The organism is Candidatus Methanosphaera massiliense (genome assembly GCF_028890305.1).
Lineage (GTDB): Archaea > Methanobacteriota > Methanobacteria > Methanobacteriales > Methanobacteriaceae > Methanosphaera > Methanosphaera massiliense.
Map to the genome: position 1 here is coordinate 143405 of NZ_JARBXM010000001.1, position 15741 is coordinate 159145.

Here is a 15741-nt window from a genome sequence, read left to right on the forward strand (position 1 = left end):
TTGAAATTAATATATTAATAATTTCTTATCTATTTAATATATGTTTACTATAATATATAAAAATAACCTTATCCATAAATTAATTAATTAAGAAAGGATTTTTAATAGATAATTTAATTAAATTGAACTCCTTATCGATAATCCATATAATTAAGAAAAATAAAGTACAAACTAATAATATAATATAAATTATTAACGAAATATTTTTTTGATTAGGAGATAATATGTGGGATACAAGTAAAGATTACAGATTAAAAGTTGCAGAAAAAGCCATAGAACAATTTATTAGAGTAGTAGAGGGATCTAATCTAAGAGGTTCATGGAATAAAAAACAAGTAAGAATGATTGCTAAAAATATGAATCCTGACATTCAAACATTGTATTATTCTTATGTGACTCCACAGGAATTAGCAAAAGCACCTCAGATAGATAATCTTTTAAATAGTGTAGATGAAATAATAGAAAACTTAGGGGGAGAAGATTATTCTAGAAAATTCTTATCTGAGGTAAAAGGTGACGAACGAGAAAAATTAGAATTATCCTTATCTAAAATCAAATTCTTTATTTACACTATTCGTGAATTACCTGCTAGATTAAATCTTGGAGAAATCGATGACCCTGTCATTGGTGTTGACATAAAAGTAGGAGAACTAGTTAGTGTAAGTAAACATCCTAAAACTGATACATTAATGGTTTGTAATGTTAATTTAGGTAGCAGAGCTATAACTGTTATTACAAATGATTTATCTGTTAAAGATAATGACCGTGTGGGCGTAGCATTATTACCTCCTAGTGCATTTATGGGTATTAGTAGTGAAGGAATGTTTTTAGGTGCTGGTGAAGGTATATTGAAGAATGTTGAAGGTGAATTAGGTAGTTTACCACAACATATTGATGTAGCAGCATTAAATGAAACAAGAAATCTTGTAGATCAATTTATTAAAGAATAATCACCCACTTCCTACTTTTTTACATAATCATTTATTTTATCAATTTTATTAATTAAATCATTAACTTCATTATTGTTTAATTCATCGGATAATGAAACTAAATAGTTTTGATAGATATTCATTGCTAATAAGATTATCATTATCATACCCGCGAATAATAGAATTAATTCAGTTGATGTTTGTCCTGATTGTTCTTGATATAACATTATATTCCACCAATTCCTAATATATTTTTAAATATTAACTGAGATATGTAATAAACTGCTAATGATGAAGGTATTATTAATAATAAATATTTTACACCTTTTTTCATGTCTGAATACATGATTATTCCTAGTAATATGCTTACTAGAATTGAATGTATTAACATGTATCCTATACTAGCTGTTGGTATTACTGTTGTTAATGGATTATTTCTTCCAATTTGTTCTAGAAATTCAGAGTACAATCTTATCATACCTAACGCAAAGGGTGTTGCTATTATGGATGATATTAATAAGAACATGACTGACATCATAACACTAGCTCTACGTTGTTTTTTTAGCATGATTTTATCATTTAAATCTGCAGCTATAGATTCAAGAATATTTGCTAGATTCCCACCAGTTTCTTTACTTTTTATTATTATCTGAAAGGTATATTTCAAGTTATCAATATTGTTTCTTTCTCCAATAGATAATAATGCATCATTAAATGGTTTTCCAAACTTTGTTTCTACTAGTGCTCTTTTTATTTCATTATTTAAAGGTCCTTTATTAGTTATAGATAGCTCATTTAATGCTGTTTCTAGTCCTAATCCTACCTTTAATAAGGAGGATAATTGATATAAGTAATCTGGTAGTTCTTCTTCTATTTTTGTTATTCTTTGTTCATTCTTATAGATAACATAATTAATTATAAAAATAGAAGGCACTAATGAAAAAATTAAACTAAATTTTGTTATGTTAAATATTAATGAGATTATGTATGTTACAAAGAAGATACCTATTGTCATTATTATTATCATGGAGATTAAATCTTCTATTTTCACATACCAATCAATTTGTAATAATGCACTTTGCATTTTGTTTAATTTTTCTGGTTTGATTGTTGTTTTTATAAAGTCACTTAAATAAGTTATTAATTTTTCATACATAATTGATTATTATAAGTATTACTTATTTTAATAATAGTATTAATAACTATATGTTTACAAAAAAAAGATGGAAAAAAATAGGATTTTATAATGAAAAGTCTAACTTCTTATCTAAACTAGTTAAAACTTCACTATTCTTTTTAACAAGAACGTCATCCTCAATACGTACACCTAACTCACCAGGAATATAAATACCCGGCTCAGCTGTGACAATCATATTCTCTTCTAGAACACCATTAGAATTATAGGATAAATTAGGATTTTCATGAATATCTAATCCAAAACCATGACCAGTACTGTGAATGAAATAATCACCATAACCATACTCTGTTATAACATCACGTGCAGCCTTATCCACATCAGCAAATTTAACTCCAGGAGCAATAGTATTAATTGCTGCTTTTTGAGCTTCTAATACAATATTCCATATTTCTTCCTGACGTTCTGAGTCAATGAATGTACGTGTTATGTCTGAACAGTAATGATCATATCTAGCTCCCCAATCAACAACTATAGGTGTTTCTACCCTATTCATAGAAGTTAATGAATGTGGTGAACTAGAACGAGTACCGGATGCTACAATAGTATCAAATGCAGGTTTAGTAGAACCATTAATAGTCATGTCAAATTCTAATGATGCTGCAGCATATTTTTCGGTACTGGTGAAATCTATTTCTTTAATACCATTTTCTGCTATACCTATTGAATTTCTAATTTTTGTTATTTCTTCTTTGGTTTTAGTTTGTCTTTTATCCTCAAAAACAGTTGATGGAGTTAATGAATTTAAATCATCTGTTAAGAACTTTAATAAACCAAAATCAAGTGACTCTTCAACAGCAATATTACCTTTTAATAAATCTTTAACTTCTCCTAATCTAACAATATCTCTTGTTTCAATTGTTGATTGTTCTTCTGCATCCTCTTTATCTATACTGTTAACATATAATACTGGTTCTTCATCAATGATAAGATATGCGAAACTGGATGGGTAAAAATCAGAAATATATTTAATGTTTTCTGGTTTATATACGAACATTGAGTCTATGTTTTCATCTTTTAACTGGTTTAATATTTCTTCATTTTTCAATTATAATCCTCCAATAATTTCTATTATATTAAAAATATTCTTATGTTATACTAAACTATATAATAATATAATTTCAGAAGTTAAAACTTTTTTATATAATAAAGAAAATAACAACTTACTATAATTGAAATATAAAAATAAAAAATAGGGATAATATGGTAACCTTTTCAAAAACAGAAATTAGAGATTTGATAATATCCATTTCAGTAATCACTATACTATTTGCATATATGTTTAACGGCACAAATGGAACTATAGGAATGTTCCTCCTGTTAATACCTATTTCACTAATTACTGTAGGATTAAGTTTCATATTACACGAGCTAGGACATAAAGTTGTAGCACAAAAATATGGATTTTATGCAGAATTCAGAAGATGGGATGCCGGACTAATACTAGCTATTATAACAAGCTTATTTGGATTCATATTCCTTGCTCCTGGAGCAGTATACATAGGTTCCTATACTGGTATGATAACAGAAAAAGAAAATGGAGTAATATCTATTGCAGGACCCTTAGTTAATCTTGGATTAGCACTAATCTTTCTCTTGTTAGGATTCAGTATACACCCATGGCTAACATCTGCCAACATGGATATAATAGCATATCTATTAATTACATGTACAATAGGATTTAACATTAACAGCTTCCTAGCATTATTTAACTTACTTCCAATACCTATGTTAGATGGATCAAAAGTACTTAAATGGAACATGCCTATTTGGTTAGTTACAATAATTTTATCAGGTATACTAACCTACTTATCATATACTATATCATTTATTTAAACCTACCTCTTTTTAATCCTTTTATTTTTACTTTTTAGAAATAAAACATGATACTAAAAAAGTAATAATAGAATTAAATACAAATCTATTATTAAATCTAAAAGAAATAACCATATTAAAATAAAATAAAAATTTTTAATCTGATTAACATGTTAAATGAATCACCTATCACATATAAAAAATCAACACATCGTACAATAAGTCCTGAGGAAACTTTAAAAAATATCTCAAAAATTACAAAAGAAATTGGTTTAACAAGAACTTCTAATATAACACACCTTGACAGACTAAATATACCAGTATTTACATCTATTAGACCACTAGCACAGGAAGGAGCAGTTAGTGTTTATGCAGGAAAGGGACCAAATGAAATACATGCTAAAGTATCATCAATAATGGAAGCTGTTGAAAGATACTCTGCAGAATTACAGGGAAATGAGAATACAATTATTAAAAAATATAATCCTGATGATTGTATAAATCCTGAATCATTAATTCTACCTAAAAATTCGTATAATGATGAAGAAATAGAATGGGTTAAAGGATACTCTATAAAAAAGGATGATGAGATATTCATACCAGCAAATGCTGTCTTCCACCCCTATAATACTCCTGATGTACATCATATATTTCTATCAAATACTAACGGACTTGCCTCTGGTAATAAACTAGAAGAAGCAATATTCCATGGAATGATGGAAGTAGTTGAAAGAGATTCATGGAGTTTATTTGAAGCATTTAGAGATAATCGTGCAGAAATAAACTGTGAAAATACAGATAACGATTATATAACAGAATTATTAGATAAATTTGAATCTGCAAATGTTTCAATTAAATTATTAGATTTAACTAGTGAAAATAAAATTCCAACTGTTGGAGCAGTATCTGAGGATTTATCATTAAAAGATCCTGCACTATTAACATTAGGTGTTGGTACACATCTTGACCCTAATATCGCAGTGATTAGAGCAATTACAGAAGTTGCTCAAAGTAGAGCTACTCAAATTCATGGTACTCGTGAAGACACTACCCGTGCTAATTTACTACGTGATACTGGATATGAAAGGATGAAACGTTTGAATAAACACTGGTTTAGAGATTCAAAAGAAACTATCGATATCATGGATATGCCTAATCTATCTAAAAATTCATTTAAGGATGATATTAATGTAACACTTGATTTATTAGATAAATCAGGAGTAGATGACGCATATTATGTTAATTTAACAAGAGATATTAATATCCCTGTTGTACGTGTTATTATTCCCGGATTAGAATTATTTAGTGTTGATAGCTCACGAATTGGTGAAAGACTACGTCCAAAAGATAGGATATACTAAATGGAGGTTAAATATGAAACAAGTTATTGTAATGAGAACTGATTTAAAGATGGGGAAAGGTAAGATTGCTGCCCAGGCATGTCATGCTTGTTTAGCATGTTACAAAAAGGCTGATAAAGATAGGTTAAGAAAATGGGAAGCAACTGGACAGAAGAAAGTTGTTCTCAAAATACCTTCCGAGAAGGAATTACTTGAACTTCATACTATGGTTAAACAAACTGACCTTCCATGTTCTCTTATAACTGATGCTGGTCATACACAGATAGAACCTTCAACTAGAACATGTCTTGGAATTGGACCTGGTAGTGATGAAGAGATAGATAAATTAACAGGTCATTTGAAATTATTGTGATGAGGTCATGTAATTGGTAACTGTTGTTAAAATTGGAGGCAGTTTGTTTCCAGAATATGTTAATACATTATGTGATTATCTTTCTAAATCCAAGGAAAAACTTGTCCTGGTTAATGGTGGTGGTGAATTAGCAAATAAGCTAAGAGAATATGATGAAAAATATAATTATTCTAGTGATGCTAATCATTGGACTGCAATCAAATGCATGGATATAATAGGAAATTTAATTGCAGATAAAAATAATCAAATTGTATTAATTAATAAATTAGAAGATATTTCCAAAGTTCATAAAGAGGGTAAGATACCTTTATTATTAACTTATGATTTAATGAAGAATGAAGATCCATTAGAACATAGTTGGAATGTTACTAGTGATTCAATTGCTTGTTGGGTTGCAAGTAAGATAAATGCCAAACTATTAATATTATCAAATGTAGATGGTATATATAATGGTAACATTTTCTCAAATAACAAAAAACTTATTAAAAATATAAGTGCAAACGAACTATTATTTTTTGAAGAAACTTCTGTAGATAAATGTCTACCAAAATTACTAATTAAATATCATTTAGACTGTTATATAATTAATGGCAAGTACCCTGACAGGGTGCTATCTCATTTAAACAGAGATTATATAAAGAACAATATTTATACATATATAGGAGGTAAATAAATGGCAGAAAAAATGATTTGTACTTCATGTAAACAAGAAATCTCACCAATTGATGAGTATGTTAAATTCCACTGCCCAGAATGTGATGCAGTGATTTACAGATGTCCTAAATGCAGAACTTTCGGACACGAATACACATGTGAATGTGGATTTAAAGGACCATAAATTAAGAAATTATTTATTTAACGGAGAAAATAAGAATGTCTGATGTAGTAGCTATATTAAAAGTAATGCCTGAAAGTCCTGATGTAGACTTAGATGCATTAAAAGAATCAGTAAAAAGCGTTTTAAACGACGGTGAATTTGAAAGAGTAGAAGAAGAACCAATAGGATTCGGTCTTGTTGCATTAAATGTAACTATTGTTGTTGATGATGGTGAAGGTGGAACTGAACCTGCAGAACAAGCAATAGCTGATCTTGATGAAGTTCAATCTGTTGAAGTTACTGATGTTAGAAGATTAATGTAAATATCCTAGGATATTTACCACAAACATCTATTTTTTTAATAAGAAAAGAAATACTATTTTTTATAAAATTTTAAAATTAAATAAATTCAAAAAACATTTGTTTCAGATAATATTAAGTAATACTTTTAAAAAAATTATTATTAAAAATATTATGATTGAAATAATAATAACACTAATTCTAGGAGTATTCCTAGGTACTATTACAGGAATTATTCCTGGATTACATGTAAATACTGTTGGTATAATAATATTCTCAATATCAACAACATTATTAAAATACACAACCGCCTTATGTTTATGCACTTTTTTTGTATCTCTAGCTATATGTCATGCAATGATGGAATTTTTACCATCTTTATTAATAGGAGTACCTAATGAGGATACAATACTAAGTATACAGCCAGCACATAGGCTTCTATTAAAAGGAGAATCAAGAAAAGTTATAAGATTAGTTAGTTTTGGAGGTTATAGTTCCATAATTATATTAATACTCATCATGCCTATATTATTTGTAATACTACCACCAATTTATTATGGCTTAAAAAATTATATAGGTTATTTACTTATTATAGTGATGAGTATTATGATATATAAAAGTAATAAAAACAATATAACCCGAATGATGAGTCTCTTAATATTTCTTATTTCGGGAATACTTGGTATAATTATACTATCAAGTTATCTGGGTAGTAATATGGGCTTATTATGTATGCTTTCAGGATTATTTAGTATCAGTACTCTTCTATATAGTGTAAATAATGAATCATCAATACCACCACAAAATAATGATAAAAGTATAGTTGTTAATTCAGACTTTAAAAAATCTGTTTTTGCTGGAAGCATTTCAGGTTGTATTCTAGGACTTCTTCCAGGACTTGGACCAGCTCAGGGTACACTTATTGCTCAAACACTATTATTTAAGAAAAATATAACACCAGAAGACTTTCTGATAACAAATAGTGGAATAAATATTTCGGACACATTATTTTCATTAATGGCTATTTATCTGATAAACAATCCCCGTAGTGCAATCAGTGTATATGTTAATGATTTAATACAGAATATTACATTAAACCATGTGTTATTCTTTATATTTGTAAGCTTAATGAGTGCTTCTTTATCATGTATTCTAGCAATAAGGATTGGAGATAGATTGATTGATAATATTTCAAAATTTAATTATAGAAAGTTGAATATTGTGATTATAGTTTTAATAACTGGTATTATCTTAATTTACTGCATTGTTAATCATGGGTGCTTATGGTATATTTTCCTATGTTATATTACTAGTATTGCACTTGGAATTTTAGTTAATGTCCTTGATTTAAGTAAAAGTAATTTAATGGGGGTTCTTATAGTTCCATCTATTTTAATGTACTTAGGTATTCTCTAAATTATTATTACTTTATCACAGACTTTCTCTAATATTTTTTTATATTCCTCTGTATCTACTCCTGGAAATGCATCTATAAAACCTATATCATATTGTTCTAGATTGTCTACTAATTCAAAGATATCTTTATTTGTAATTTCATATTTATCCTCGGATATTTCATTGATTTCTAAATTTGTCTTAGTAGCTATTATTGCTGGTTTGTATATATCATTGAATAGTACTTTTTTTGCATTTTTCATTAGAGTATATATTCCTAGTGTGCCCGGCCCACATGTAGCATCGATTACTGTAGGATTTTCATATTCATCTAATACTCTATCTACATCTATTATTTTTGGTGACTCTATTTTTGGATATTCAATATGTATCTTAGATTGTTGTTTATATATGCAAACATCACCATATTCTGTTGGCTGAATATCACATCTAATATCACAGCCAGCTAATAATTCATATTGATGTATGCTTGTTGTCTCATTTAATTGACCTACTGTGTTATTAATATCACCTTTCATAACTGCTTTTACTTCTGGTACCTCTTCATGTATTAGTTGTGCTACATTTTCATCAATTTTAGGAATTAGTATAACAAGAGTATTTTCCGAGAGATATGGTGAATTCTGTAGAGGTATAGCTGGTGTTATTAGAGGAGAACCTACCTTTCTTATAGAGCTAGATGCTGATACAATATTATTATTAATCATTATTTTTAGAATATGAGCCATTACTGTATCAATATGACGTTTACCACATGTCGGACATTTATTGTAATTAGAATCTATTTTATCTAATTTTATTTGTCTTCTAAGAGGTATTGATTTTTTTATTTTGCTTCTTGTACAATTGGAACATGGCTTATATAGTTGATTAATATTATCCAGTACTTCTTTTTTTGTTTGAATACAATTTTTTTCACAATTACATTTCATAGTTTATATTTATGTATTTGTTATACATGAATATAAAAAAAGTAATACTATTTATTAAATAATTAATAAAAATAGTATTAATAATTATGAAAAATGAAAAAACATACTTACCCCTATATAAATCAGAAAAATTACCAGAACTAACCAACGACGAACAAACAGAATATCAAAAAATAAAAGAAAGAATAATACAGTACAACATAAATGAAGAGAGAACAAACCTCAAAAAAGAAGAGATAAAACAGTTACTTAACACAAACACAAATAACCAGAAAATAGTAAATAAAATACTCAACGACCTACAAGGATACGGTGAAATAGATAAGTTACTATCAGATGACAATCTTGAAGAGATAATGATAATAGGTAATGATAAGCCAATATACGTATATCATAGAAAACATGGGATGATGATAACAGATATACAACTTAAAGATAGAGAAATAAGACAAATCATAGAAAAAATAGCCAATAATGTACAAAGAAAAATAGACAAACAAACACCGATATTAGATGCCAGACTTCCAGATGGTAGCCGAGTGAATGCTACAATACCACCAGTAAGTGCAGATGGACCAACACTCACCATAAGAAAATTTAAAAAAGATCCATACACAGTAATTGATTTAATAAAATCAAATACAATGTCATCACAATTAGCATCATTTTTATGGATAGTAATAGAAGGATTGAATGTCCGTCCCTCCAATATTATAATAGCAGGAGGTACAGGATCTGGAAAAACCACAACATTAAACACGTTAACAACATTCATACCACCTTATGAACGTATAATAACAATTGAAGACACATTAGAAATGCAAATACCACATGATCATATTATTAGAACAGAAACAAGGCCACCAAACATAGAAAATAAAGGTGAAATAACAATGAATCTATTATTAAAGAATTCATTAAGACAACGACCTGATAGAATAATTGTTGGTGAAGTAAGATCAAGTGAAGCAATAACACTATTTAGCGCACTTAATACAGGACACTCAGGTATGGGTACATTACATGCTAATTCAACCAATGAAACAATAACAAGACTGACTAATCCACCAATGAATGTACCAAACATCATGATAAACTCTATTAATTTTATAATAATGCAGAATAGAATATATAATGCTCATATTGGTACAACAAGACGCATCACAGAGGTAGCAGAAGTTGTTGGAATGGAAATGGGTCATGTTCAGTTAAATAAAATATTTCAATACGATGCAGCTAATGACACAATAACATATACTGCTATAAATTGCAATGCTATAAATAAGATAGCTCAATTGAAGGGAATTAAATACACTGATGTTATGCATGAAATGGATAATAGAAAGAAATATTTAGAAAAAATTAGTAAAAAAAATAATCTAAATATACATGAAGTCCAAACATACATTGATAAATATTACAACTAAAAAGAATATTAAAAATAACTAATTTAAAAAAAGAAGATGCTAACACAAATACTTATTAAAATAGGGTCAACTACAATATTATTAAAAAGAAAATTGTATGAAAAAATTGGAGACAATGATAAAACAGAAACTACCGAATACCAAGACTTAGAAAAAGAAATCAACAAGAAACTATTAGAAAATGAAAATAGTACCACACCTAAACTAAAAGATAAAAAATTACTAATCATAATACCCATAATAATAACCTTTCTCATTAACATACAATTAGGAACACTGACTATATTAATTGTAATATTAATCATAGCAACAAAAAAAGAAATACCTAAAATTAAAAAAAATAAGAAACAAAATAATATCTCAAAAATACTGCCATTTGCATTAAGACAACTATCCACAGAACTTCAAGCAGGAATAGGCTTATTCGATGCTTTAAATACAATAGCAAATAGTAATTATGGTGAATTATCAAAGGAATTTAAAATAACATTAAATGACATACAATATGGAACCAATTATATAGAAGCATTCAATAAATTATCTCAGAGAGTTGACACAGAAATTATGAACAAAGTAATAAGTCAAATTATCAGAACTTTGACAAACGGAGGAAACCTTGCAAATACACTGAATATAATAGCAAATGAGAATTCTAAAACTATGAAGATTAAATATAAAGAATACTCAGAGAAATTAAACTCAGTAATGTTATTATACATGTTTATTGCAGTGTTAATACCTGTAATTATATTTATCATGATAATTGCAGCAACTACAGTTATGGGATCAATAATAAAACCAGAATTACTCCTAATATTATACTTATTATTTTTTCCAATGATAATCACGTTTATGATAATAATCATAAAAAATATGGAACCAACATTATAAAGAAAGTCTTAAGAAAATGATATAAAATAAAAATAAGATAATACTAATTAAAACAAGGGAAGGAGAAGAAATTGACAAAAAAAGAAGAAGATTTTATAGGGAACTTCAAAGGAAATCGTGAAATAATAAGCCAATTTCTTGTAAAAACTAAAGAAATAAAGAGAACAAAAAATAATAAACCATACCTTGAATTAACTCTACAAGACAAAACAGGTCAAATTAAAGGAAGAATGTTCACAAAACAAACATATAAAGAGTTTGATAACATAGAAGTTAATAGTGTATGGAATATTGTTGGAAAAATTCAAGAGTTCCCGGTAGGATCTGGAAAATACAACATACTAATAAAAAAATTACATGTTTCAAAAAAGTATGAAAAAGATGAATTTATACGAAAAATAGAACACTATGATAGTCATGTGAAATATCTGAGAAATGCTATTAAAGGCGTTGAAAATCCTCATCTTAAAAAAATATTAACAACAATATTTGAAGATCCAGAATTTAAACATAAATTTTTCACTGCTCCTGCAGCCAAAATACATCACCATAATTATACTGGTGGATTACTAGTTCATACTAATGAAGTAATTGAAATCTGTGAAACAATATCTAACATATATGAAGGTATTAATCATGATTTATTAATAACAGGAGCGATATTACATGATATTGGTAAAATAAAGACGTATGACTATGATACAGAGGACATTGAAATAAATTATGAGGGAAGAATGTTAGATCATATTTTTATTGGAGCTAACATGTTAGAGACAGTAGTAGAAAAGATAGATACTCCTAAAACACTTCGAATACAATTGATCCATATGATTTTAAGTCATCATGGAAAAACAGAATTAGGATGGGGTTCCACAGTAGATCCTAAAATACCAGAAGCTATAGCTCTACATCATGCCGATGACATAAGTGCTAAAATCACAGATTCATTAGAATAAATAAAAGCATGTTAAATTAGGAAAAATTAATCTATAAATTTATTATTAATTAAATCAAGATAGTATAATATGAATTATTATTTTTATTATTATTTTATGAAGGAATATTAACATTCACTAGTATGATATAATAATTTAATTATTTTTTATTAGACTTCATAATGATATATAAGGTGTAACGATGGATAAAATAAAAATAGCAATTGTTGGAATAGGAAATTGTGCTAGTTCTTTAATACAAGGAATTTACTATTACGCAGATAAAACAAAGGAAGATGTTGATGGATTAATGCATTGGGAAATCGATGGATATAAACCATCAGACATAGAAGTAGTAGCAGCAATAGACATTGATAAAAGAAAAGTAGGCAAAGACGTTAGTGAAGCAATATACGCCAAACCAAATTGTACAAAAATATTCTACCCAAATATGGAAAACATGAACGTAAAGGTTTCAATGGGTAAAGTATTAGATGGTGTAGCACCACATATGAAAAACTATAAAGATGATTCTACATTCATAATATCTGATGAACCGGAACAATCAAAAGAGGAAATTGTAGAATTATTAAAAGAAAGTGGTGCAGAAATGTTAGTAAATTATTTACCAGTAGGTTCAGAAAAAGCTGGAAAATTCTATGCTGACTGTGCATTAGATGCAGGAATAGCCTTTATTAATTGTGTACCAATATTCATAGTAAGTGACCCTGAATATGAAGCAAAATTCAGAGAAAAAGGAATACCATGTATTGGTGATGATATTAAAGCACAAATTGGTGCAACTATCACACACAGAACATTAGCTAGTCTTTTTAAAGATAGAGGGGTGAAACTTGATAGAACATATCAATTAAACACCGGTGGTAACACTGACTTCCTAAATATGTTAAATCATGATAGATTAGCATCTAAAAGAGAATCTAAAACAGAAGCTGTACAATCTGTACTAGCACACAGATTAGATGATGATGACATACACATTGGTCCTAGTGATTACGTACCATGGCAAAAAGATAACAAATTATGTTTCTTACGTATGGAAGGTAGAACCTTTGGAGATGTACCTATGAACATCGAATTACGTTTAAGTGTTGAAGACAGCCCAAATAGTGCCGGATGTGTAATTGATGCTGTAAGATGCTGTAAATTAGCATTAAAACGTGGAATTAGTGGTGCTTTAACCTCAGTATCCTCATATATAATGAAACATCCACCTGTACAATATACAGATGATGTGGCTCATGATAAAGTTGAAGCATTCATTAATGGTGATTTAGAAAGATAACTTTAAATCACAAAAACTCTTTTTTTATTAAAAATTAGTAAATATAACTCAAATAATAAACTCTTTTTCAATACATATATGAATTAACACTCTTTTTTTCTGTAAAATATGATTTTAGATTAAAAATAGATTCTATCTAAGACTCAATATTCTTAGAATAAATTAAAAAGAAAAAATAAGATTATTCTTTCTTAATAACTTCTTTATGATCATTATTAGGTACAATTTGCATTTTACCATCATCATATGTGGTTTTTAATTCTTCACCATTCATAAGATAATGTAAACATATAGCTAATGCTGCTACCTCTGAATGAGGCTGATTGGTTACACTTAAATTCCAATCAGCAGCTTCATATACCTCTGTTGGTACTCGTGAACCACCAACAATAATTAATTTATCTCTTCCATCATCACGTATAGTTGGAACAACATCCTCTACATGTTTTCCATACATTGTTAAATGTATTACCTCATAGCCATCTTTTAAATGCTGTTTAATTACGGGCATGAATGCCTTATGATATTCTACTTGGAAGTCACCACCCCAATTTTCCACAACTTTCTCTACTGATTCAATAATATGCTTATCATGTTCCCCACTTAATATTACTTTATCAGCTCCAAATGCCCTAGCTGTTAAGCAAACATGTGTTGTGATTCTAGTATCTCTTCCAAGTCTATGATCTAATCTTAAAACAGTTATCATTTATTTAATCCTCACATTATTTTATCAAAAAATTTATAATAACATTACATTAAGTATTATGAATATTAATGATACAACTCTTCCATATTCATTAGATGCACCTAATATATCCCCTGTAACACATCCAAAACGTTTTTCAGCAAGGTATGATAAGTATAGTCCACAAATTACAGAGACAAATACTGCCAGTACACCTGCTGCATCTAATAATAAATAACCTATTATTAATGAAATTATAATGTTAACTACTAATACTTTGTAATCCATTCCTTTTTTAATTTCTTTTCCAATACCTTTACTATCACTAGTACCGAAAACCATTGAAGTTACCATGCTTAATTTTGCACATAATTCCATTAGTATTATTGCAGGTATTAAATATATTGATTGTACTGATGCTATTGCTGCAATTGTTGTTATTGCTACAATGAAAAAGCTTGCTATTCCACCAGTTCCAACCATTGAATCACGCATAACATTTAAACGCTTCTCTGGGTCTCCATGAACCATTAATCCATCACCCATATCCATTACACCATCAACATGATTAAATCCTGTAAACCATATTAAGAAACAATATATTAATGTTGCTGTTAATATATTTGAGAAAGATAACACATTATTTAATATAAATGATACTATAGCTCCAATTACACCAATACCTAACCCGATATATGGCCATAATATTACACTACCAGCCATTTCTTTAATGGTAATATATCTATTAATTGGGATTCTTGTTGAAAATGAAATTAATCCCAGGATACCATTGAGTGATGGTGATACTTTCGCATGTTTGCTAAAATTCTGTTTTTTTGTCTTGGTCATTATACTCCTCCTTTATTATCCATATTTAAGTTATCAAACGATTTTTCTAAGGCTTCATTAACTAATTCTTTAACCTCATAAAATAAAGAAATATCAAATGATATGTTAACATCTGCCTCAGATCTACATGCAATAAATATTATATTATAGAAATTTCCAACCTTATTATCTAGTTTATCCTTGTTAATTGCATTAGCCATCCAGGAAGTTGATGCTATTGATTCTACTACTGTACGATATAAATTAATCATAGTCAGATTATCTAATTTAACATCTAAAATTAGGCTAATATTTGTAAAGTACTTTTTCTCTAGATATTCAACTGTACTTATAACCAATATTCCATCTTTTTCAATTTTAAAACGTTTTAGTGATGGATTATTATAGTAATGGTTGTCAAATTTAGTGGCATATTTAAAGTCATAACCTTTTCTATTAGCAAGTACATATAATGGTTCTTCGCTTTCAATTACAAGACCATTATATTTCTCGTAAGCTATAACTCCATTCATTTCTAGTTCCATTATT

The 15741-nt window shown here is 28.1% G+C and carries 19 protein-coding genes; 12 read left to right on the top strand and 7 right to left on the bottom strand.

What is annotated here, in order from left to right; genetic code table 11:
• Window positions 1-224: 224 nt before the first annotated feature.
• The gene (locus OTK55_RS00655; RefSeq protein ID WP_274869956.1) at window positions 225-950 is read left to right on the top strand and encodes a tRNA-binding protein; all 726 of its coding nucleotides are present in this window, start codon (window positions 225-227) and stop codon (window positions 948-950) included.
• A gap of 11 nt (window positions 951-961) precedes the next feature.
• Here OTK55_RS00655 and OTK55_RS00660 read toward each other — a convergent pair whose 3' ends face one another.
• From OTK55_RS00660 to OTK55_RS00670, 3 genes are all read right to left on the bottom strand, one after another.
• Window positions 962-1156 carry a class III signal peptide-containing protein gene (locus OTK55_RS00660; protein ID WP_274869957.1) on the bottom strand — a complete coding sequence of 65 codons (195 nt, stop codon included), beginning with the start codon at window positions 1154-1156 and terminating at the stop codon, window positions 962-964.
• A complete protein-coding gene (locus OTK55_RS00665) occupies window positions 1156-2085 on the bottom strand; it encodes a type II secretion system F family protein (RefSeq protein ID WP_274869958.1) in 930 nt (309 codons plus the stop codon). The genes OTK55_RS00660 and OTK55_RS00665 overlap by 1 nt, the downstream gene beginning before the upstream one ends.
• An 85-nt stretch (window positions 2086-2170) precedes the next feature.
• A complete protein-coding gene (locus tag OTK55_RS00670; RefSeq protein ID WP_274869959.1) occupies window positions 2171-3172 on the bottom strand; it encodes a M24 family metallopeptidase in 1002 nt (333 codons plus the stop codon).
• Window positions 3173-3327: 155 nt separating this feature from the next.
• Here OTK55_RS00670 and OTK55_RS00675 point away from each other — a divergent pair, with 155 nt between their 5' ends.
• The 7 genes from OTK55_RS00675 (at window position 3328) to OTK55_RS00705 (ending at window position 8185) form a co-directional block, all read left to right on the top strand.
• Window positions 3328-3960, top strand: coding sequence for a zinc metalloprotease (locus OTK55_RS00675; protein ID WP_274869960.1), 633 nt, complete (start codon window positions 3328-3330; stop codon window positions 3958-3960).
• Between the two features lie 149 nt (window positions 3961-4109).
• Complete coding sequence (locus OTK55_RS00680; protein ID WP_274869961.1) at window positions 4110-5300, top strand: YcaO-related McrA-glycine thioamidation protein; 1191 nt, start codon at window positions 4110-4112, stop codon at window positions 5298-5300.
• 13 nt (window positions 5301-5313) lie between these two features.
• Entirely contained in the window at window positions 5314-5652 is a 339-nt protein-coding gene (gene pth2, locus OTK55_RS00685) for a peptidyl-tRNA hydrolase Pth2 (protein ID WP_274869962.1), read from the top strand.
• Between the two features lie 13 nt (window positions 5653-5665).
• On the top strand, window positions 5666-6325 hold the full coding sequence (locus OTK55_RS00690; RefSeq protein ID WP_274869963.1) for an amino acid kinase family protein: 660 nt from the start codon (window positions 5666-5668) through the stop codon (window positions 6323-6325).
• The gene (locus OTK55_RS00695; protein WP_069592406.1) at window positions 6326-6490 is read left to right on the top strand and encodes a zinc finger domain-containing protein; all 165 of its coding nucleotides are present in this window, start codon (window positions 6326-6328) and stop codon (window positions 6488-6490) included. It begins immediately after the preceding gene.
• Window positions 6491-6525: 35 nt separating this feature from the next.
• Window positions 6526-6792, top strand: coding sequence for an elongation factor 1-beta (locus OTK55_RS00700; RefSeq protein ID WP_274869964.1), 267 nt, complete (start codon window positions 6526-6528; stop codon window positions 6790-6792).
• A gap of 151 nt (window positions 6793-6943) precedes the next feature.
• Window positions 6944-8185, top strand: a complete 1242-nt coding sequence (locus tag OTK55_RS00705) for a tripartite tricarboxylate transporter permease (protein ID WP_274869967.1) — start codon at window positions 6944-6946, stop codon at window positions 8183-8185.
• Here OTK55_RS00705 and OTK55_RS00710 read toward each other — a convergent pair.
• Window positions 8182-9117 (bottom strand): 50S ribosomal protein L11 methyltransferase, encoded by a 936-nt coding sequence (locus OTK55_RS00710; RefSeq protein WP_274869968.1) that lies wholly within the window; start codon window positions 9115-9117, stop codon window positions 8182-8184. The two genes, OTK55_RS00705 and OTK55_RS00710, sit on opposite strands and share 4 nt — an antisense overlap.
• 86 nt (window positions 9118-9203) lie before the next feature.
• Between OTK55_RS00710 and OTK55_RS00715 the strand changes: the two genes are divergently transcribed.
• The 4 genes from OTK55_RS00715 (at window position 9204) to OTK55_RS00730 (ending at window position 13676) form a co-directional block, all read left to right on the top strand.
• A complete protein-coding gene (locus OTK55_RS00715) occupies window positions 9204-10544 on the top strand; it encodes a CpaF family protein (protein ID WP_274869969.1) in 1341 nt (446 codons plus the stop codon).
• 36 nt (window positions 10545-10580) lie between these two features.
• Window positions 10581-11435 (top strand): type II secretion system F family protein, encoded by an 855-nt coding sequence (locus OTK55_RS00720; RefSeq protein WP_274869970.1) that lies wholly within the window; start codon window positions 10581-10583, stop codon window positions 11433-11435.
• Window positions 11436-11506: 71 nt separating this feature from the next.
• Complete coding sequence (locus OTK55_RS00725) at window positions 11507-12391, top strand: 3'-5' exoribonuclease YhaM family protein (RefSeq protein WP_274869972.1); 885 nt, start codon at window positions 11507-11509, stop codon at window positions 12389-12391.
• Between the two features lie 181 nt (window positions 12392-12572).
• On the top strand, window positions 12573-13676 hold the full coding sequence (locus OTK55_RS00730) for an inositol-3-phosphate synthase (protein WP_274869974.1): 1104 nt from the start codon (window positions 12573-12575) through the stop codon (window positions 13674-13676).
• A gap of 181 nt (window positions 13677-13857) precedes the next feature.
• On the opposite strand, the gene OTK55_RS00735 is transcribed toward OTK55_RS00730, so the two are convergent.
• The 3 genes from OTK55_RS00735 to OTK55_RS00745 are packed head-to-tail and all read right to left on the bottom strand — an operon-like array spanning window position 13858 to window position 15737.
• Window positions 13858-14385, bottom strand: a complete 528-nt coding sequence (locus OTK55_RS00735) for a tRNA (cytidine(56)-2'-O)-methyltransferase (protein ID WP_274869975.1) — start codon at window positions 14383-14385, stop codon at window positions 13858-13860.
• Between the two features lie 33 nt (window positions 14386-14418).
• A complete protein-coding gene (gene cobS / locus OTK55_RS00740) occupies window positions 14419-15213 on the bottom strand; it encodes an adenosylcobinamide-GDP ribazoletransferase (protein ID WP_274869976.1) in 795 nt (264 codons plus the stop codon).
• Window positions 15213-15737: a hypothetical protein gene (locus OTK55_RS00745; RefSeq protein WP_274869978.1), complete on the bottom strand. Its 525-nt coding sequence runs from the start codon at window positions 15735-15737 to the stop codon at window positions 15213-15215. Before OTK55_RS00745 ends, cobS begins: the two co-directional genes overlap by 1 nt.
• Window positions 15738-15741 lie beyond the last annotated feature (4 nt).